This is a genomic window from Mesorhizobium sp. M1406, from assembly GCF_040317555.1.
GTDB lineage: Bacteria > Pseudomonadota > Alphaproteobacteria > Rhizobiales > Rhizobiaceae > Mesorhizobium.
Map to the genome: position 1 here is coordinate 1 of NZ_JAMYKW010000024.1, position 17,932 is coordinate 17,932.

Annotated in this window: 20 protein-coding genes; 8 read left to right on the forward strand and 12 right to left on the reverse strand. The window is 63.3% G+C overall.

Annotation, left to right across the window (positions count from 1 at the left end):
- Positions 1-214: 214 nt before the first annotated feature.
- The 3 genes from NKH03_RS19940 to NKH03_RS19950 form a co-directional block, all read right to left on the reverse strand.
- Positions 215-790: a YceI family protein gene (locus tag NKH03_RS19940; protein ID WP_352970005.1), complete on the reverse strand. Its 576-nt coding sequence runs from the start codon at positions 788-790 to the stop codon at positions 215-217.
- Between the two features lie 69 nt (positions 791-859).
- Positions 860-1,438: a cytochrome b gene (locus NKH03_RS19945; protein WP_352970007.1), complete on the reverse strand. Its 579-nt coding sequence runs from the start codon at positions 1,436-1,438 to the stop codon at positions 860-862.
- A gap of 268 nt (positions 1,439-1,706) precedes the next feature.
- Complete coding sequence (locus tag NKH03_RS19950; RefSeq protein ID WP_352970009.1) at positions 1,707-2,597, reverse strand: LysR family transcriptional regulator; 891 nt, start codon at positions 2,595-2,597, stop codon at positions 1,707-1,709.
- A 96-nt stretch (positions 2,598-2,693) separates the two neighbouring features.
- Here NKH03_RS19950 and NKH03_RS19955 point away from each other — a divergent pair, with 96 nt between their 5' ends.
- Positions 2,694-3,689, forward strand: a complete 996-nt coding sequence (locus NKH03_RS19955; protein ID WP_352970010.1) for an aldo/keto reductase — start codon at positions 2,694-2,696, stop codon at positions 3,687-3,689.
- A 271-nt stretch (positions 3,690-3,960) separates the two neighbouring features.
- Here the strand turns inward: NKH03_RS19955 and NKH03_RS19960 are convergent, their stop codons facing one another.
- From NKH03_RS19960 to infC, 8 genes are all read right to left on the reverse strand, one after another.
- Positions 3,961-4,563, reverse strand: coding sequence for a nucleotidyltransferase family protein (locus NKH03_RS19960; protein WP_352970012.1), 603 nt, complete (start codon positions 4,561-4,563; stop codon positions 3,961-3,963).
- A 118-nt stretch (positions 4,564-4,681) separates the two neighbouring features.
- A complete protein-coding gene (gene pheT / locus NKH03_RS19965) occupies positions 4,682-7,090 on the reverse strand; it encodes a phenylalanine--tRNA ligase subunit beta (protein WP_352970014.1) in 2,409 nt (802 codons plus the stop codon).
- Positions 7,087-7,509, reverse strand: coding sequence for a GFA family protein (locus NKH03_RS19970; RefSeq protein ID WP_352970016.1), 423 nt, complete (start codon positions 7,507-7,509; stop codon positions 7,087-7,089). The genes pheT and NKH03_RS19970 overlap by 4 nt, the downstream gene beginning before the upstream one ends.
- The gene (gene pheS / locus NKH03_RS19975; protein ID WP_352970017.1) at positions 7,506-8,603 is read right to left on the reverse strand and encodes a phenylalanine--tRNA ligase subunit alpha; all 1,098 of its coding nucleotides are present in this window, start codon (positions 8,601-8,603) and stop codon (positions 7,506-7,508) included. Before pheS ends, NKH03_RS19970 begins: the two co-directional genes overlap by 4 nt.
- Positions 8,604-8,748: 145 nt before the next feature.
- Positions 8,749-9,150, reverse strand: coding sequence for a 50S ribosomal protein L20 (gene rplT / locus NKH03_RS19980; protein WP_006201247.1), 402 nt, complete (start codon positions 9,148-9,150; stop codon positions 8,749-8,751).
- 146 nt (positions 9,151-9,296) lie between these two features.
- On the reverse strand, positions 9,297-9,500 hold the full coding sequence (gene rpmI / locus NKH03_RS19985) for a 50S ribosomal protein L35 (protein WP_006201248.1): 204 nt from the start codon (positions 9,498-9,500) through the stop codon (positions 9,297-9,299).
- Between the two features lie 203 nt (positions 9,501-9,703).
- Positions 9,704-10,330, reverse strand: coding sequence for a methyltransferase family protein (locus tag NKH03_RS19990; protein WP_352970020.1), 627 nt, complete (start codon positions 10,328-10,330; stop codon positions 9,704-9,706).
- 213 nt (positions 10,331-10,543) lie between these two features.
- A complete protein-coding gene (infC, locus tag NKH03_RS19995) occupies positions 10,544-11,080 on the reverse strand; it encodes a translation initiation factor IF-3 (protein WP_013528312.1) in 537 nt (178 codons plus the stop codon).
- Between the two features lie 205 nt (positions 11,081-11,285).
- Between infC and NKH03_RS20000 the strand changes: the two genes are divergently transcribed.
- From NKH03_RS20000 to NKH03_RS20015, 4 genes are all read left to right on the forward strand, one after another.
- Positions 11,286-12,056 (forward strand): alpha/beta hydrolase, encoded by a 771-nt coding sequence (locus NKH03_RS20000; RefSeq protein ID WP_352970022.1) that lies wholly within the window; start codon positions 11,286-11,288, stop codon positions 12,054-12,056.
- Positions 12,056-13,240: a benzoate/H(+) symporter BenE family transporter gene (locus NKH03_RS20005; protein ID WP_352970024.1), complete on the forward strand. Its 1,185-nt coding sequence runs from the start codon at positions 12,056-12,058 to the stop codon at positions 13,238-13,240. The genes NKH03_RS20000 and NKH03_RS20005 overlap by 1 nt, the downstream gene beginning before the upstream one ends.
- Before the next feature lie 75 nt (positions 13,241-13,315).
- Positions 13,316-13,795 (forward strand): DUF2852 domain-containing protein, encoded by a 480-nt coding sequence (locus NKH03_RS20010; RefSeq protein WP_352870667.1) that lies wholly within the window; start codon positions 13,316-13,318, stop codon positions 13,793-13,795.
- 204 nt (positions 13,796-13,999) lie between these two features.
- Positions 14,000-14,755, forward strand: coding sequence for a M48 family metallopeptidase (locus NKH03_RS20015; RefSeq protein ID WP_352879320.1), 756 nt, complete (start codon positions 14,000-14,002; stop codon positions 14,753-14,755).
- A gap of 2 nt (positions 14,756-14,757) precedes the next feature.
- On the opposite strand, the gene NKH03_RS20020 is transcribed toward NKH03_RS20015, so the two are convergent.
- Positions 14,758-14,976, reverse strand: a complete 219-nt coding sequence (locus NKH03_RS20020) for a hypothetical protein (protein WP_352870665.1) — start codon at positions 14,974-14,976, stop codon at positions 14,758-14,760.
- 104 nt (positions 14,977-15,080) lie between these two features.
- Between NKH03_RS20020 and NKH03_RS20025 the strand changes: the two genes are divergently transcribed.
- The 3 genes from NKH03_RS20025 (at position 15,081) to trpA (ending at position 17,882) form a co-directional block, all read left to right on the forward strand.
- Positions 15,081-15,740: a phosphoribosylanthranilate isomerase gene (locus NKH03_RS20025; RefSeq protein WP_352970026.1), complete on the forward strand. Its 660-nt coding sequence runs from the start codon at positions 15,081-15,083 to the stop codon at positions 15,738-15,740.
- A 79-nt stretch (positions 15,741-15,819) separates the two neighbouring features.
- On the forward strand, positions 15,820-17,040 hold the full coding sequence (gene trpB, locus NKH03_RS20030) for a tryptophan synthase subunit beta (protein ID WP_352970028.1): 1,221 nt from the start codon (positions 15,820-15,822) through the stop codon (positions 17,038-17,040).
- A 2-nt stretch (positions 17,041-17,042) separates the two neighbouring features.
- A complete protein-coding gene (trpA, locus tag NKH03_RS20035) occupies positions 17,043-17,882 on the forward strand; it encodes a tryptophan synthase subunit alpha (RefSeq protein ID WP_352970029.1) in 840 nt (279 codons plus the stop codon).
- The last annotated feature ends 50 nt before the right edge of the window (positions 17,883-17,932 follow it).

A 17,932-nucleotide genomic window follows, 5' to 3' on the forward strand; every position in this document is an offset into this window, starting at 1 on the left:
CGTCGCAAGGAAGCTTCTCGTCGTCCTAAACGCCATCATTCGAGACAAAAAAGCTTTCGCATGAACACAGTTGCCATGCCGCGACATCAGCCGAGGAATGCAGCGGAACGGATTCTGGACCGTCGCAACGCCTTGATGTCGCGGGGATCCTGGGGTCTGCGCCGCGCTTCGCTCCTTGCTGCGCCCCAGGATGACGATGCGCGAGGTGTGTCAGCTAACCCCTTTTCCCCGTCAGCGTCATGTCGAAATCAACAATGTTGGAATAGATCGGCGTGCCGACATCCATGCCGTAGCGCGAGCGCAGCACCTTGCCGGTGACATGGAATTTTATGGTGCCAGCCTTGAGACCGCCAAGCTCGGCCGTGAATTTTTCCGGGAACGTCTTGCCGCGCGCCGTCAGCCGGCCGGTGACGAGGGCCGTGGTGTCGCTGGTGCGGGTCACGCTGGTCGAACGGAACTGGATTTCCGGGCTGTTGGCGGTGTCGAACACCGCGTCGGAGCGCAGAAAGGCATCGATGCGGCCCTGGCCGGTGCCGACGCTTTCGGGAAAGATGGTGAAATTGACCTGCGAGCGCCCGACCTCGGAATTGTCGATGCGGATCGTGCCCTTGAAGCGGGCGAAGGCGCCGTTGAGGCCGCCGCCGCCGACCTTGCCGATGGAAAAGCGGATGCTGGAGCTGGCCGGGCTGACCGAATAGCTGCCGGCGGCGGCGCCAAGCGCGACGGCAGCGGAAACAGGCATGGCAAGGCAAGCGGCGACCGCCGCAAATCCGAGGATGCGCATGTACATGGAGGTGTTCCTTTTTTGGGGCAGCACATTCTACGCGCCCTCTCCCAATGAACGAGCGAGCCGGCCGCTCTATTCCCCACTGTCTCCTGACGAAGGCGTGATCATGCGCGTGAGCACGCCATTCCTGAGCTGGAAATGGTGCCGCAGCGCCGCCGCGACATGGAGAGCGACCAGCGCCATGCCGGCATAGGCGAGATGCCAATGCGTTGCCGCCCAGAAACTCTCGGCCGCGTCCGATTCGGCCAGCGGCAGGTTCGGCATGACGAACAGATTGAACGGCAGGCTGGGGACCTCCAGCATCGAGACCGACACCAGCGCCCAGCCGGACAAGGGCAAGGCAAGCTGAAAGGCATAGAGCGCAAGATGCGCGAGCGGGGCGGCCCGACGCTCCAGGATCCCGACCGAGCGCGGCAGCGGCGGCCATACATTGCCAAGGCGCCAGGCGATGCGCAGGATGATCAGGCCGAGCAGCAGAAAGCCGAAGGATTTGTGCAGCTGGATCAGTTCGAAAGCGGTGCGCTGACTGGTCAGCCGCACCATGACGAAGCCCAGCCCGAACTGGCCGATGAAGACCAGCGCAATCAGCCAGTGGAGAATAATCGCGCCCCAGCCGTAGCGGGTTGGAGTGTTGGTGATCGATGTTTGCATGATTGGCAAACGCCGCCGAACTACGCTTTCTTCCCGACGGCAGCGCTGCCCCCTTCATTGCCCTGCCGGGCATTTCTCCCCGTAAACGGGGTGAAAGAAGCTGGCCGCGACGCCGGCGCAATCCTTGCGACGTCGGCGACTGGCGAAATCATCGATAAGGCGTCCCTCGCCCCGTTTTACGGGGAGAGGATGCCGGCAGGCAGGTGAGGGGCGGCGCCAGCCTTGGCTAGGCATACCCCCCAAACGGAGACGATTGCGCCGCCGCTCTCTACCCACTCACCTTGAAGAAATCGACAAACGCCCTGAGCGCTGGCCGCATCTGGCGTCGGCTCGGATAATAGACAAAGAAGCCATCGAAAGAGGGACACCAGTCCTCCAGCACGCGGATCAGCCTGCCGTCGGCCAGCGGGGCACGGACATAGTCCTCGAAGACGAAGGCGAGCCCGGCGCCGTCGACCGCTGCCTGCGCGATCAGATGGTCCTCGCCGACGATCAGCGGACCCTCGACGGAGATTTCGATCTCCTCGCCGTCCTTCTCGAACTCCCAGCGGTAGAGGATGCCGCTGGAGAAGCGGAAGCGGATGCAGCGGTGATCGGCGAGATCGTGCGGATGGCGCGGTTTGGGCATGGTCTCGAAATAGGAAGGAGCGGCAACCACGGCACCCCGGATCGATGGCCCGATCCGCACCGCGATCATGTCGCGCTGCAGGCTTTCGCCGAGCCGCACCCCGGCATCGAAGCCGCCTTCGACCACATCGGTGAAGCGATCCTCGACGACGATCTCCAGCACGATATCGGGAAAGGCCTGGGCAAAGGCGCCCAGCCGTGGCGCCAATGTGAGCTGTGCGGCGGTGCGGGGCACGGTCAGCCGCAGATTGCCCGCCGGCCGGTCCCGCGCCTCGACAGCCGTCTCCAGCGCCAGGTCGATCTCCGACAGCGCCGGCCGCAGCCGCTCCAGCAATTGCGCACCCTCTTCGGTGGGCGCGACGCTGCGCGTGCTGCGCGACAGAAGGCGAACGCCAAGCCGCGCTTCGAGGCTGGACACCGCATGGCTGACCGCCGACGGCGCGATGGCCAGTTCCCTGGCGGCGCCGCGAAAGCTGCCGCATTGGGCGACGGTCGCCAGAACCGCGAGTTGTGAGAAATGGGCTCGATTCATTGATCTATCTTTTAGTACAGGCCGTGCGGCCGAACGACGATTATCGAACATAGGGCAAGGCGCTATTTTTGTCGCATCACAACAAGGAGACGCGTGATGCAAACCCGCAAGCTTGGAACTGAATTGAACGTCTACCCGGTCGGCCTCGGCTGCATGGGCATGAGCTTCGCCTATGGCGGCCAGGCGGAAGTCGACGCGATCGCCACCCTGCACCGCGCCGTCGAGATCGGCGTCAACTTCTTCGACACGGCGGAAGTCTATGGCCCCTACGAGAACGAGATTCTGCTCGGCAAAGCGCTGAAACCGGTGCGCAACAAGGTGACCATCGCGACAAAATTCGGCTTCAAGATTTTGGAAGAAGGCACCGGCATCGACCGCATGGCCGGCGTCGACAGCCGTCCCGAGCACGTCAAGGCCGTCGCCGAGGCTTCGCTGAAGCGGCTGGGCACCGACGTCATCGACCTCTACTACCAGCACCGCGTCGACCCCAACGTGCCGATCGAGGATACAGTCGGCGCCATGGCCGAACTGGTGCGCGAGGGCAAAGTGCGCGCGCTCGGCCTGTCGGAAGCGAGTGCCGCGACCATCCGGCGGGCCCATGCCGTGCATCCGATCGCTGCCGTGCAGAGCGAATATTCACTGTGGAGCCGCGACCCGGAAGACGAGGTGTTCGCCGTCTGCCGCGAACTCGGCATCGGCTTCGTCCCCTACAGCCCGCTCGGCCGTGGCCTGCTCACCGGCACGATCGCCAAGCCCGAGGCTTTGAGCGATGACGACTGGCGCCGTGGCCTGCCGCGCTTCCAGGCGGACGCCATGGCCGCCAACGCCGCCGTCATCGCCACGCTGGAAATGCTGGCGGCTGAAAAGGGCGTGACCTCGGCGCAGCTGGCGCTGGCCTGGGTGCTGCACCAGGGCGATTTCATCGTGCCGATCCCGGGTGCGCGAAAAATCCATCATCTGGAGCAGAACACGGCAGCGGCCGGGATCGAGCTGAGCGTAGCCGAGGTGGCGGCCATCGGCGATGCGCTCTCGCCGGACAAGGTCGTGGGCAAGCGCTATACGGAGGAGCTGCTGGCGCTGGTGAATGGGTGAGTCAGGTCACCGTTGGAGGGGGCGCTTCGGCGCCCCTTTTTCATGCGAACGTGACAGCGAAGGTTGCGAGAAGTCAGCGCGAAACACCCCCTCTGTCCTGCCGGACATCTCCCCCGCAAGGGGGGAGATCGGATGCCGTTGCTGCTTTCGCCAATCGCCAAGGTTGCAGGAGGAGCGACAAGGCCGAAGCTGCCAATCTCCCTCCTTGCGGGGGAAATAGCCGGCAGGCCAGAGGGGGGTGCCTCGCGCCGACGTCTTTGCTTCGGCATCACTACCAAGGCACCACTGAAATCTCCGGCCAGTGCTCCCTTGCCCGCGCGCCCTTCACCTCATGCGTCCGTTGGTTGTCCAACACCCGGTTCGGCACGATGCGGAACGAGAAGATGTCGTCGAGCCCGAACGGCGCAACCAGATCGAGCTGCCCGTCCGCATCGTATCGGACACCGACCGCATGGGTCTTCGACGCGAAATAGCTGACGGATTCGCTGGAGCTCATATAGCGCGGGCACGACTGGCCGAATTTCTGCGGATACCACAGATGCACCCGTGCCTGGTTGCGCACCTCGACCGGCAGCCGCAGCCCTTCGAAATGCACCGCCGCCCGGCAGATCACCGCGTCCTCAGCCTCATAGGACAGGTCGCTGTCATCGAAATAGAACAGGTCGACATCCCTAATGCCGTAGCCCAGCGGCTTGCCGGTCAGCTGGTTCCAGATGGTGTTGTAGAGCGCGCCGGAAACCATAAGCCAGTCCGGCAGCTCCAGCGCACGCACGCGCGCCAGCGTTTCGGCAAGCAGCGGGTCAGCCGAGACGATCTCAAGAAACGCCGTGCGTTGCGTTTCGAAAGGAAGGCCGGAATAGCGCAGATGGTCCATCGCCCCTTGGAGGGCGATTCGCCACCTGCCTGCAAGTCTTGGTTCCTGCGCAATTCCCAAGGGAAAGCGCTATGCGCTTTCCATTGGAAAATCGCTACGCAGTTTTCCTGGAATTACTCTACCCGCGCAGAACGCCGCCGGTCTGCTTGCCGACATTGTCGACGATGCGCTTGGCCAGCGCCTCGAAATCCTCGTCGGTCAACGTCTTCTCGACCGGCTGGATCGATACTTCGATAGCGATCGACTTCTTGCCCGCTCCGAGCGAGGCACCTTCGAAAATATCGAAGACCGAAACGCCTGATATCAGCTTCTTGTCGGCGGCGAGCGCCGCGCGCGCCAGCGTGCCGGCCTCGACGGTCTTGTCGACGACGAAAGCGAAGTCGCGCTTGACCATCTGGAAGGCGGAGAGCTCGAGCTTCGGCTTGGTTTTCGTCGGCTTGGCCTTGGGCTCGGGCACGGCATCGACGAACACTTCGAAGCCGCAGAGCGGCCCGGAAACATCGAGGCCCTCAAGCGCCTTCGGGTGAAATTCACCGAACGTGCCGAGCACGGTTTTCGGGCCGAGCTTGATCGTGCCGGAACGGCCGGGATGATACCAGGCCGGACCGCCCGCCTCGATCTGCAGCCGCTCGACCGGCGCACCGCAGGCTTCGAGCGCGGCGATGGCATCGGCCTTGGCGTCGAACACGCCGACCGGGCTCGAATTGCCGGCCCAGTTGCGGCCGGAGCCGTCGAGCTTGGCGGTGCCACGGCGTACGCCGGCGGCAACGCGCCGCTGCTGGTCGGCGCCGTCGCCTTCGTAGGTGCCAGAGACTTCGAACAGCGCCACGTCGCCGATGCCCCTGTCGGCATTGCGCTGGGCGGCGGCAATCAGCCCCGGCAGCAGCGACGGCCGCATGTCGGACATGTCGGCGGCGATTGGGTTGGCAAGCTTCAGCGCGGTCTGGCCGCCACCGAACAGTTCGGCATGTTTGGCCGGAATGAACGACCAGGTGACGGCTTCCATCATACCGCGCACGGCAAGCGCGCGCTTGGCCGTGCGGGTACGGACCTGCAGCGTGGTGAGTATCCTGGCGTTGACCGCGTCATGCGCGCCGAGCGGCTGCGGGGCGATGTTGTCGACGCCGTGGATACGCATCACCTCCTCGACCAGATCGGCCTTGCCGTCGACATCGGGGCGCCAGGACGGCACGGCGACGTTGACGGTATCGCCCGACCCCTCGGGCTTGAAGCCGAGGCGCGACAGGATGTCGAGGCTTTCCGCCTTCGCCACCTCGATGCCCGTCAGCCGCTTCACTTCCGAAAGCGGGAAGGAGACGATCTTGGGCGTGTGGCCCGCATAGCCGGCCACTTCGATCTCCGTCGGCGTGCCGCCGCAGAAATCGAGCACCAATCTGGTCGCCAGCTCGACGCCGGGAACCATGAATTCAGGATCGACGCCACGTTCAAAGCGATAGCGCGCGTCGGTGATGATGCCGAGCGTGCGGCCGGTGCGCGCCGTGGTGATCGGATCCCAAAGTGCCGATTCGATCAGCACGTCCGACGTGTTCTCGTCGCAGCCCGAGTGCTCGCCGCCCATGATGCCGGCGATCGATTCGACGCCGTCTTCATCTGATATGACGCACATCTCCGGCGTCAGCGTGTATTCGCGGCCGTCGAGCGCCTGTACCTTTTCGCCATCGCGCGCGCGGCGCACGGTCAGATTGCCGGCGACTTTGCTGGCGTCGAACACATGCAGGGGCCGACCGCGGTCGAAGGTGACGTAATTGGTGATGTCGACCAGCGCGCTGATCGGCCTGAGACCAATGGCGATCAGCCGCTGCTGCAGCCATTTCGGCGACGGGCCGTTCTTGACGCCCTTGACCAGCCGCAGCGCGAAGCCGGGGCAGAGTTCCGGCGCTAGGATCGTCACCTTGACCGGGCACATGCCGTTGCCGACATGGGGCATGATAGCGCCGCCGACGAGACGGCCAAGTCCACTCGCCGCCAGATCCCTGGCGATGCCGTAGACGCTGGTGGCGTCCGGCCGGTTCGGCGTCAGGTTGATCTCGATGACCGGATCGTCGAGATGCGCGTAGGCAGCGAAGCTGGTGCCGACAGGCGCATCCTGGGGCAGGTCGATGATGCCGTGGTGCTCGTCGGACAGTTCCAGCTCGCGCTCGGAACACATCATGCCGTGGCTTTCGACGCCCCTGATCTTGCCGACCGTCAGCGTCACGTCGATGCCGGGCACGTAGGTGCCGGGCGCGGCAAAGGCGCCGATCAGACCGGCGCGGGCATTGGGCGCGCCGCAGACGACCTGCACCGGTGCCTTGCCGTCGCCGGTGTCGACGGTGAGCACGCGCAGCCGGTCGGCATCGGGATGCTGCACCGCCGTCAGCACCCTGGCGATGACGAAGGGTTTCAGGCTCGACTTGTCGTCGACATGCTCGACTTCGAGGCCGATCGAGGTCAGCCGCTCGACGATCTCGTCGAGCGAGGCGTCGGTCTCGAGGTGGTCCTTGAGCCAGGAGAGGGTGAATTTCATTGGACTATTCCGTCTGGTCTTTTGACGCTTGATTTCAGATGTCTCGGCAAGTCGTCGGACATATGTAGAAAGGGAAGCTGCTCGCTGACATAGGCATGCAGTGTCGGCTTGAAATCGGCCGGCATGTCCATGGCGCCGAGCATGAAATAGATGTCGTCCTCCAGCCGCTCGTCGACATAGGCGATGGGCGAGCCGCAGACGCCGCAGAAGGAGCGCGTCACCGGGCCGTTCTCGAACATCTTCAGCGCCTTGCCGGTGAACGCGACCTGACCGGCCAGGAAGCCGACAAAGGCCGATACCGGCGCGCCGCTCGCCCGCCGGCAATCGCCGCAATGGCAATAGCTGACGTGATGCGGTTCAGCCGAGGCCTCGAACCGCACGGCGCCGCAGCGACAGCCGCCGGTGTGCGGCGCTGTCATGCGCTTAGGCCTCCGAACAAGGTCGGCATGTCGAGCGGCCTGAAGCCGTAATGCGACAGCCAGCGAACATCGGCGTCGAAGAAGGCGCGCAGGTCCGGCATGCCGTATTTCAGCATTGCGATGCGGTCGATGCCCATGCCCCAGGCAAAGCCCTGATACTCGTCCGGATCGAGCCCGCCATGGCGCAGCACGTTGGGGTGCACCATACCGCAGCCGAGGATCTCCATCCAGTCGGAGCCTTCGCCGAAGCGCACCTCGCCGGGCCGCGAGCGGTCGCACTGGATGTCGACCTCGAGGCTCGGCTCGGTGAACGGAAAGAAGGATGGCCGGAAGCGCATCTTAACCTGCGGCACCTCGAAGAAGGCCTTGCAGAACTCCTCCAGCACCCACTTCATGTTCGCGACATTGGCCGTCTTGTCGATCACCAGCCCCTCGACCTGATGGAACATCGGCGAGTGGGTAGCGTCGGAATCCTGACGATAGGTCTTACCCGGAATGACGATGCGGATCGGCGGCTTCTTCGTCTCCATGGTGCGGATCTGCACGGGCGAGGTGTGGGTGCGCAAAAGCTTGCGCTCGCCCTTCTCGTCCGGCTGGAAGAAAAAGGTGTCGTGCATTTCGCGCGCCGGATGGCCTTCGGGGAAATTCAGCGCGGTGAAATTGTAGTAATCGCTCTCGATATCCGGACCTTCGGCTATGGAGAAACCGAGATCGCCGAAGATCGCCGCGATCTCGTCGATGACCTGGCTGATCGGATGGATGCGGCCGCGCTCAGCCGGCGACTGCCGCACCGGCAGCGTCACGTCGACCTTTTCAGCGGCCAGGCGGGCTGTGATCGCCACATCCCTGAGCTCGGCCTTGCGGGCCGTCAGGGCATCGGTGACGCGGTTCTTGAGGCCGTTGATGGCCGGACCCTTCACCTGACGCTCCTCGGCGGTCATGGCGCCGAGCGTCTTCAGCATTTCGGAGATGGAGCCCTTCTTGCCAAGAGCCGCGACGCGCACGGCCTCGATCGAGGCCTCGTCGGAGGCCGATGCGATGTCGGCAAGCAGCGAGGCCTCCAGGGCTTCAAGATTTCCGGCTGTGTCGTTCACGGCGAAACTCTCTCGATCGGGCGACCGGCACCATTTTGGTTCGTCGTCACCATTTTGTTTACATCAGGCATAAGAAAAACCCGCGCCAGCCGTGCCAGCGCGGGTTCCCCAAATCAGAATTGCGAATGCTTGGGAAGCGCTGGTCTTAGGCGACAGCGCTTTCAAAAGCGTTCGGCGTGGTGTTCTTCAGATATTCGAGCGCCACCTTGGCCTTGGCGACCAGGGCTGCGAAAGCCTGCGGCTCGTGGATGGCCATGTCCGACAGGATCTTGCGATCGATCTCGATGCCGGCCTTGTTGAGGCCGTCGATGAAGCGGCCGTAGGTCAGGCCATGCTCGTGGGTCGCCGCGTTGATGCGCTGGATCCACAGCGCGCGGAACGAGCGCTTGCGGTTCTTGCGGTCGCGGTAAGCGTACTGCAGCGACTTTTCCACCGCCTGCTTGGCGATGCGGATGGTGTTCTTGCGACGGCCGTAGAAGCCTTTCGCAGCTTTCAGGACCTTCTTGTGCTTGGCGTGCGAGGTGACGCCTCTCTTTACGCGTGCCATGTCATGATCTCCTTAAAAGCAATTCCAGGAAAAGTGCCCTTGCGGTTTTCCGTTCGGAATTGCGTAAAACAAATGCGTGTCCGGACCGAATGCCTTATTTGAGCGGGATGTTATCCAAAAAGTCTGCAACTTTTTGGCATCACGCCTTAGAGGCCGTTCGGCAGAAAATTCTTGATGACCTTCTTGCCATCCGGTTCAGCCAGAACCATCGTGCCGCGGGCATTTCGAATGAACTTGTTGGAACGCTTGATCATGCCGTGACGCTTGCCGGCCGCAGCCGACAGGACTTTACCCGTACCTGTGATCTTGAACCGCTTTTTTGCAGCGGACTTGGTCTTCATCTTGGGCATTTTGCTACTCCGTTTCTATGAGGTCCCTGTCGTGCCTCCGGCACTCCACGCCTCTTGTCTTGTTCGCTTCGGGCCGACCAAAGCCCGAAAAGCAAATGAAACCGCCACGGCATGCCCTGCCGGGCGGTTTTCTTGAACGGCGGTCCTATACGTCAAAGCCGGCTGCTGTGCAACACCTGTAGAGATGCGGCTCTGCCCTTGAGTCAGGGCAGCCGGAACAGCACCGGCAACATGCCCGACTGCTGGGCGCCATCGATCAGCTCGAAGGCCGGCAGCGCGACGAGGAACACCAGGCCGTCGAGCAGCGTGGTCAACAGCAGGCGCGGCTTGAAGCTGCCGGTATCACCCTCCTGGTAGAGGGAAAGCTTCGGGAAGAAGCGCGGCACTCTCGCCAGATAGGCCTGATATGTGGCGGGAAGCGCTTCCTTGAGGAATTTCTCCTCGCGCAGGATGACGATATGGAAGGCGCCCGCGCACAGCACCGCGAACAAGATGATGCCGGAGAATGAGCCGATCTGGGCGCCGACACCGGCCGCGGCCACGGTCGAGAACACATAAAGGGGGTTGCGGGTGATCGAGTAGGGCCCGCCGGTCACCACCTCGGAAGATTTGCGCCCGCCTATGTAGAGCGTCGACCAAAGGCGCCCGACGATGCCGAGGAAAATCAGCAGCACGCCGAACATTTCAATCGACTCATGCACCGGCGTGTCGGGCGGAAACGTCGATTGGCCGAATAGCAGCGCCGCGAACAGCACCGCCACGAGCCCGGCGAGCACCATCCGGCGCGTATGCTGGTAGTTACCCAGCCCGTATTTGAGTTCTTTGTCCAAGGTTGGAATCCGATCGTCGAAGAGCCTGATGTCGTCCCAAAAGTGGCCCCGGTTTTGGGAAGACGACATAAGAAAGAACCGGCGATCGCAGCCTCGGCCAAGAAAACGGGCGTCCCGCCGATCGCCGGGACGCCTTGGGATGTAATTCAGGCGGATTTAAGCGCGATACCAAGCCTGACGCCATCGCGTCTCAGGTGTGTTGCCCAGCACACCTTAGCGCGGCGACAGCACCATCATCATCTGGCGGCCTTCGAGCTTCGGTTCCGCCTCGACCTTGGCGATGGTCGCCACTTCCTCGCGGACCTTGTTCAGAAGCTGCATGCCGAGTTCCATATGCGCCATCTCGCGGCCACGGAACCGAAGCGTCAGCTTGACCTTGTCGCCTTCCTCGAAGAAGCGGCGAACCGCCTTCATCTTGGTCTCGTAGTCATGGCTGTCGATGTTCGGGCGCATCTTGATCTCCTTGATCTCGATGACCTTTTGGTTCTTGCGCGCCTCGGCCGCCTTCTTCTGGTTGGCGTATTTCAACTTGCCGAGATCGAGGATCTTGACGACGGGGGGCACCGCATTGGGCGATATCTCGACGAGATCGAGCCCAGCCTCTTCGGCGAGCAGCAATGCGTCGTTGATGGAAACATCGCCGCGGTTCTGGCCTTCGGCGTCGATAAGCTGGACCCGGGGAACCCGGATATCACGGTTGGAGCGCGGGCCATCCTTGGTCGGCGCCGCTGCTTTGAAAGGTCTGCGAATGGTCGTGGTCTCCTTGGCCGTTTCGTTCAGGGTTTGTCAGTGTTGATGCGTGACGCGTCAATGTGGTGAGCGCGCGGGCGGAGTCAATAGCACAGCATTGACAGAAAATCACCCTGATCGCTGCCCTGCACCAAACAAAGAACATCGCGAGCACTTTCCGCCTCGCCGCTGGCTGTGCCACAAGACCGACGTTGAGGAAAAAGCCATGACTGTCACGCCCCCACTCTTTCTGGATATCGATGGATCGCGCATCGCGGTGCGCCATGCTGCCGGCTCCGCCCCCGGCATCGTCTGGCTCGGCGGCTACAAGTCGGACATGCTGGGCACGAAGGCGCAGACGCTGTCGGACTGGGCGGCAAGGGAAGGCCGCGCGTTCCTGCGCCATGATTATTCCGGCCATGGCGAATCCGGCGGCGCCTTTGCCGACGGCACGATTTCGACATGGCTTGCGCAAAGCCTTGCCGTGTTCCGGCATTTCACCAAGGGCCGGCAGATCCTGGTCGGCTCCTCGATGGGCGCCTGGATCGCGCTGCGCATGCTGCAGGAATTGCGCAAGGCGGGCGACAGCAACGTCTCCGGCCTGGTGCTGCTGGCTCCGGCGCCAGACTTTACCGCTGAACTGGTCGAACCGGTGCTGACCAAGGCGCAGAAACGCGACCTCGCCAAAAAAGGCTTCTTCGAGGAGCCGTCGGACTATTCCGCCGAGCCCTACATCTACACACGCGCCCTGATCGAGGATGGGCGCGACAACAGGGTGATGACGGGCCCGATCGACACCCATTGCCCGGTGCACATCCTGCAGGGGCTGGCCGATACGGACGTGCCGACAAGCCATGCGCTGAAGCTGGTCAGCCTGCTGCCGGCCGACGACGTGACCTTGTCGCTGATCCCCGATGGCGACCACCGCCTGTCGCGGCCGCAGGATCTCGACATGCTGGTGCGGGCCGTAGACACGATGGCACAAAGGGGAAACTGATGCGCCTTTCCATTCCGATATCCGCCTTCGTCGCGGCGATCGTCGGCTTCGGGGGCACGCTGGCCATCGTCATTGCCGCCGCCAAGGCGGTCGGCGCGACGCAGATCGAGACGGCGAGTTGGGTAACGGCGATCTGCCTGGCGATGGCGATCGAGTGCCTGTGGCTGTCCTGGCGCACGAAAATGCCTGTTATCACCGCATGGTCGACGCTGGGTCTGGCGCTGATCGCCGCGTCGAGCGGCTTTTCGATGAACGAGGCGGTCGGCGCCTTCATCGTCACCGGCATCCTGTTGATCGCCACCGGCCTGTTCGGACCGCTGACGCGGCTGATCGCCAGGATACCGGCGTCGGTGGCATCCGGCATGCTGGCCGGCATCCTCGTCAGCTTCGCCATCAACGCGGTCAAGGCCATCCCGGCCGATCCCTGGCTGATCCTGCCGTTGATCGCGGCCTTTTTCGTCATCAGGCTGTTCAATCCGGCGGTGTCGGTGCTGGTCGTGCTGATCGGCGGCGGCCTCGCGGCATTTCTCACCGGCCGCGTCGGCGGCCTGCCGACACTGGAACTGTCGACGCTGACGCTGATCGCGCCGCGGTTCAGCGCCGCCGCGATCATCGGTCTCGCACTGCCGCTCTATCTCGTCACCATGGCTTCGCAGAACCTGTCCGGCCTCGCCGTGCTGCGCGCCGCCGGCTATCACCCGGAGCCGGGCCCGCTGATCGGCGTCACCGGCCTGTTTTCGCTGTTGTCGGCGCCATTTGGCGGCTCGACCACCAATCTGGCGGCGATTTCGGCGGCGATCTGCACCGGGCCCGACGTCCATCCGGACCCCACCGAGCGCTGGAAGACCGGCCCGTTCTATGCGCTCGCCTATCTCGTCTTCGCCATTTTCGGCGCGTCGCTGGTGGCGATCTTCGCCGTCCTGCCGCAGAGCCTGATCGTGCTGGTGGCGGGTCTGGCGCTGATGTCGCCGCTTGCCAATGCTTTGTCGATCGCCTTGAAGGACGAAGGCGAACGCATGCCCGCCACCGTCACCTTCGCCGTCACCGCTTCGGGGCTGACGCTGTTCGGCGTCGGCGCGGCATTTTGGGGACTTGTCGCCGGATTGGTCCTGCTTTTCCTCGAAGCACTCAAAAAGCAACAATCATTTCAGCCGCTTGTCCGGATTTGGCGGACATTGTCTTGAATCGCCGTTTTCTTCTTCCCATTTCGATTCCACGCAGCCGGTCTTGGCTGTCTCCAACCGAAGGAATGGGAGAAAATGAACACATCCGCATTGATCCGCCCGGCCTGGACGCCGGCAACCATCGCGTTGATGGTGATCGGTTTCATGGTGTTCTGGCCACTCGGCTTCGCCATGCTCGCCTACATCATCTGGGGCGACCGCCTCGAGGGCTTCAAGCGTGACGTCAACCGTGCCACCGACGGCATCTTCGCCGGCTGCCGCCGCGGTTCCGACAAGGCCGCGCGCTGGGGTCACGGCTCCGCCCGCACCGGCAACGTCGCTTTCGACGACTGGCGCGAAAAGGAACTCGAGCGCCTGAACGAAGAGCGCCGCAAGCTAGACGAGATGCTCACCCAGTTCGACGAGTACGCCCGCGAATTGCGTCGCGCCAAGGACCAGGACGAGTTCGACCGCTTCATGGCCAACCGCAACAAGTCGACGGCGCCGACGAAGACCGACCCGGGCACCGGAACGACCACCAAGCGTGGCAAGGGCTCGAACCTGCTTGACGACTAGCGCATCGGCCCGAAAATCGACTTCGATTTTCGGAAAGCACGATGCGTAGATTCAAAAGTGTTAGAGCGTACTTTGTGCGTCCAATTGGACGCACGTCGCTCTAATGACCCGGCGACTGGTCACATCGTGAAAAACGGCGTCGCGAAAGCGGCGCCGTTTCTTTTTTGTTCTATTCGTTTTCCTCGAATCACGTATCGTCCGGCCATGTCTTTCGGCTTCTTCCGCAATTTGACAAAGCCCAAGCCCGCGCCCGAAGAGCGCGAGCATGTCGTTGCCGGCCGCTCGCTGCCGCTCAAGATCGTCGAGAACGACCGCGCAAGGCGCCTGACGCTGCGCATCGATTCCGGTGGCCGTGGCCTGCGCATCACCGTGCCGCCGGGCCTGCGCCGGGGCGAGGTGGAAAAATTCCTCGACCGCCATCAGGACTGGCTGGAACAACGGCTGGCCAAGGTCCCGGCTCGGCCGCAGGTGCGCCCCGGCATCAAGATCCCGGTGCGTGGCGTGGCGCACCGCATCGTCCACGAGCCTTCAAACCGCGGGACCGTGACGGTGTCGAGCGATGAGCGCGGCCCGCTGCTGATCGTGCATGGCGACCGCATTCACCTGCCGCGCCGCATCGCCGACTTTCTCAAGCGCGAGGCCAAGAAGGAGATCGAGAAGCTGGTGCTCAAGCACACGCAGGCGCTGGGCAAGCGCGCCAAGGCCGTCCGCTTCAAGGACACGTCGAGCCGCTGGGGCTCCTGCACCTCCGACGGCAATCTGTCCTTTTCCTGGCGGATCATGATGGCGCCGTCGCCGGTCATAAATTATCTCGTCGCGCACGAGGTTGCGCATCTCAAGGAAATGAACCACGGTCCGAAATTCTGGAAGCTGTGCGAGCAGCTTTGCCCGGACACCGAGCGCTGCAAGGCCTGGCTGAAGCGCAATGGCGGCGCGCTGCAGGCGATTGCGTTCGAGTAACGTCAATCGTCATTCGCGGCGTTGAGTTCATCCGGTCGCAACCCCTCGTCGCCATGATGCGGCCACGGCAAAAAATTGCCGTCGAAGGCATCGCTGCCGAAATAGTCTAGAGCGCGGTGAGCCTCGGCGCCGTTGAAGGCGGCCTTGTCCATCAGGTGCGCGATGACCTCGCGCGCCTGCGAAATCTTCTGCCTGAGTTCGGCAACGGTTCTCTCGGTCATGATCCTGCTCCCGCCTTGTCCATCCATAAGTAGCGCCTTTGGCCTTGCCGGCAAACAGTATGCTTTTTCTCGACTCTTTTCGCTTTTCATGCCAATTCCCGCGCATGGCACTCGACATCAAGATCTGCGGCTTGAAGACCGACGGGGCACTCGCTGCGGCGCTGGCCGGCGGCGCCAGCCATGTCGGCTTTATTTTCTTCCCGAAAAGCCCACGCTATGTCGAGCCTGCCGAGGCTGGCCGCCTGCGCGAGGCTGCGCGCGGCAAGGCAATGGCGGTTGCCGTCACCGTCGATGCCAGCGACGCCTTCCTGGACGAAATCGTTGCCAAGATGCAGCCCGATATGCTGCAGTTGCACGGCTCGGAAACGCCGGAGCGGGTGGCCGAGGTCAAAGCCCGCTATGGCCTGTCGGTGATGAAGGCGCTGCCGCTCAGTGAAGTTGCCGATCTGGAGCGGATAAAGCCGTTCATCGGTGTCGCCGACCGCTTCCTGTTCGATGCCAAGCCGCCGAAAGGCTCCGAACTGCCGGGCGGCAATGGTGTTGCCTTCGACTGGCGCATTCTTGCCGGCCTTGACGGCGGCGTCGATTACATGCTTTCCGGTGGGCTCAACGCCGTCAACATCGGCGATGCCCTTCGGCTTGCCAACCCGCCCGGAATAGACATCTCCTCAGGCGTGGAAAGCGCGCCGGGCGTCAAGGATCCGGCGCTGATCGAACAATTTTTCCGGGCCGTCAGGGCAGCGCGAGACAACCGCGCCGCCTGACCGGTTCAATCCAGAGCATGTGGGAACCGGTTTTCCGACAAGGACATGCTCAAGACATCAAGATGCCAGGAGATCGGCGATGAACAAGCCGGCGACACCCAATTCCTTCCGCACCGGACCCGACGAACAGGGCATGTTCGGCATTTTCGGCGGTCGTTTCGTTGCCGAAACGCTGATGCCGCTGATCCTCGACCTGGAGCGGCACTGGAACGAGGTCAAGAACGATGCGGATTTCAGGGCTGAACTCACCGACCTGTCCACGCACTACGCCGGGCGGCCCTCAAAGCTCTATTTCGCCGAGGGGCTGACTAGGCATCTCGGTGGTGCAAAAGTCTATTTCAAGCGCGAGGATCTGAACCACACCGGTTCGCACAAGATCAACAACTGTCTCGGCCAGATCCTGCTGGCCAAGCGCATGGGCAAGAAGCGCATCATCGCCGAAACCGGTGCCGGCCAGCACGGCGTGGCCTCGGCCACGGTCGCGGCCCGCTTCGGCTTTCCCTGCGTCGTTTATATGGGGGCCACCGACGTTGCCCGGCAAAGCCCCAATGTCTTCCGCATGAAGCTGCTCGGCGCCGAAGTGCGGCCGGTAACCGCCGGCCACGGCACGCTGAAGGACGCCATGAACGAAGCCCTTCGTGATTGGGTGACCAATGTCGAGGATACTTATTACCTGATCGGCACCGCCGCCGGACCGCATCCCTATCCGGAGCTGGTGCGCGACTTCCAGTCGGTGATCGGCATCGAGGCGCGGGCGCAGATCCTCGAACAGGAAGGCCGGCTGCCGGACACCATCATCGCCGCTGTCGGCGGCGGTTCCAACGCCATCGGCCTGTTCCATCCGTTCCTGGACGACAAAGAGGTCCGCATCATCGGCATCGAGGCCGGCGGACGCGGCCTCGACGGCATCGAGCATTGCGCCTCGATGAATGCAGGAAAACCCGGCGTGCTGCACGGCAACCGCACCTATCTCCTGCAGAATGCGGACGGCCAGATCATGGACGGGCATTCGATCTCGGCCGGTCTCGACTATCCCGGCGTCGGTCCAGAGCATTCCTGGCTGCGCGACTCGGGCCGCGTCGAATATGTACCCATTCTCGACGACGAGGCGCTGGAGGCCTTCAAGCTGACGACGCGGGTCGAAGGCATCATCCCGGCGCTGGAATCGGCGCATGCCATCGCGCATGCGGTGAAGATCGTGCCTGGGATGGATAAGGACCAGATCGTCATCGTCAACCTGTCCGGTCGTGGCGACAAGGACGTGCATACGGTGGCCTCGATGCTGGGCATGGAGATCTGATCATGGTGACCCGCATCGATCGCCGCATGGCGAAGCTGAAGACCGAAGGCCGCCCGGCGCTCGTCACCTATTTCATGGGCGGCGACCCGGACTACGACACCTCGCTGTCGATCATGAAGGCACTGCCGGGCGCGGGCGCCGACATCATCGAGCTCGGCATGCCGTTTTCCGACCCGATGGCCGACGGTCCGGCTATCCAGGCCGCGGGCCTCAGGGCGCTGAAAGGCGGCCAGACGCTGGTCAGGACACTGAAAATGGCGTCGAAGTTCCGGACGGGCGACAATGAGACGCCGATCGTGCTGATGGGCTACTACAACCCGATCTACATCTACGGCGTCGACCGCTTCCTCACGGATGCTATTGCCAGCGGCATCGATGGGCTAATCGTCGTCGACCTGCCGCCGGAGATGGACGAGGAACTGTGCATTCCGGCGCTCAAGGCCGGCATCAACTTCATCCGGCTGGCAACGCCGACAACCGACGACAAGCGCCTGCCCAAGGTGCTGCAGAACACGTCAGGCTTCGTCTATTATGTGTCGATGACCGGCATCACCGGCTCGGCGCTGGCCGACACCGGCAAGGTGGCGGCGGCGGTCAAGCGCATCAAGGGCCACACCGACCTGCCGGTCTGCGTCGGCTTCGGCGTCAAGACCGCCGAGCAGGCCCGCGTGATCGGCGCCAATGCCGACGGCGTCGTCGTCGGCACCGCGATCGTCAATGCCGTGGCCAACGTGCTGGGGCCGAAAGGCGAGAAGACCGCCGACCCTGCCGAAGCCGTCGCCACGCTGGTCAGCGGCCTTGCGCAAGGTGTGCGCTCGGCCCGCCTTGCTGCCGCCGAATAGTTCTCCTACCTCAGCTTTGCGCATGTCGTTATCCCAAAACCGGTTTCCAC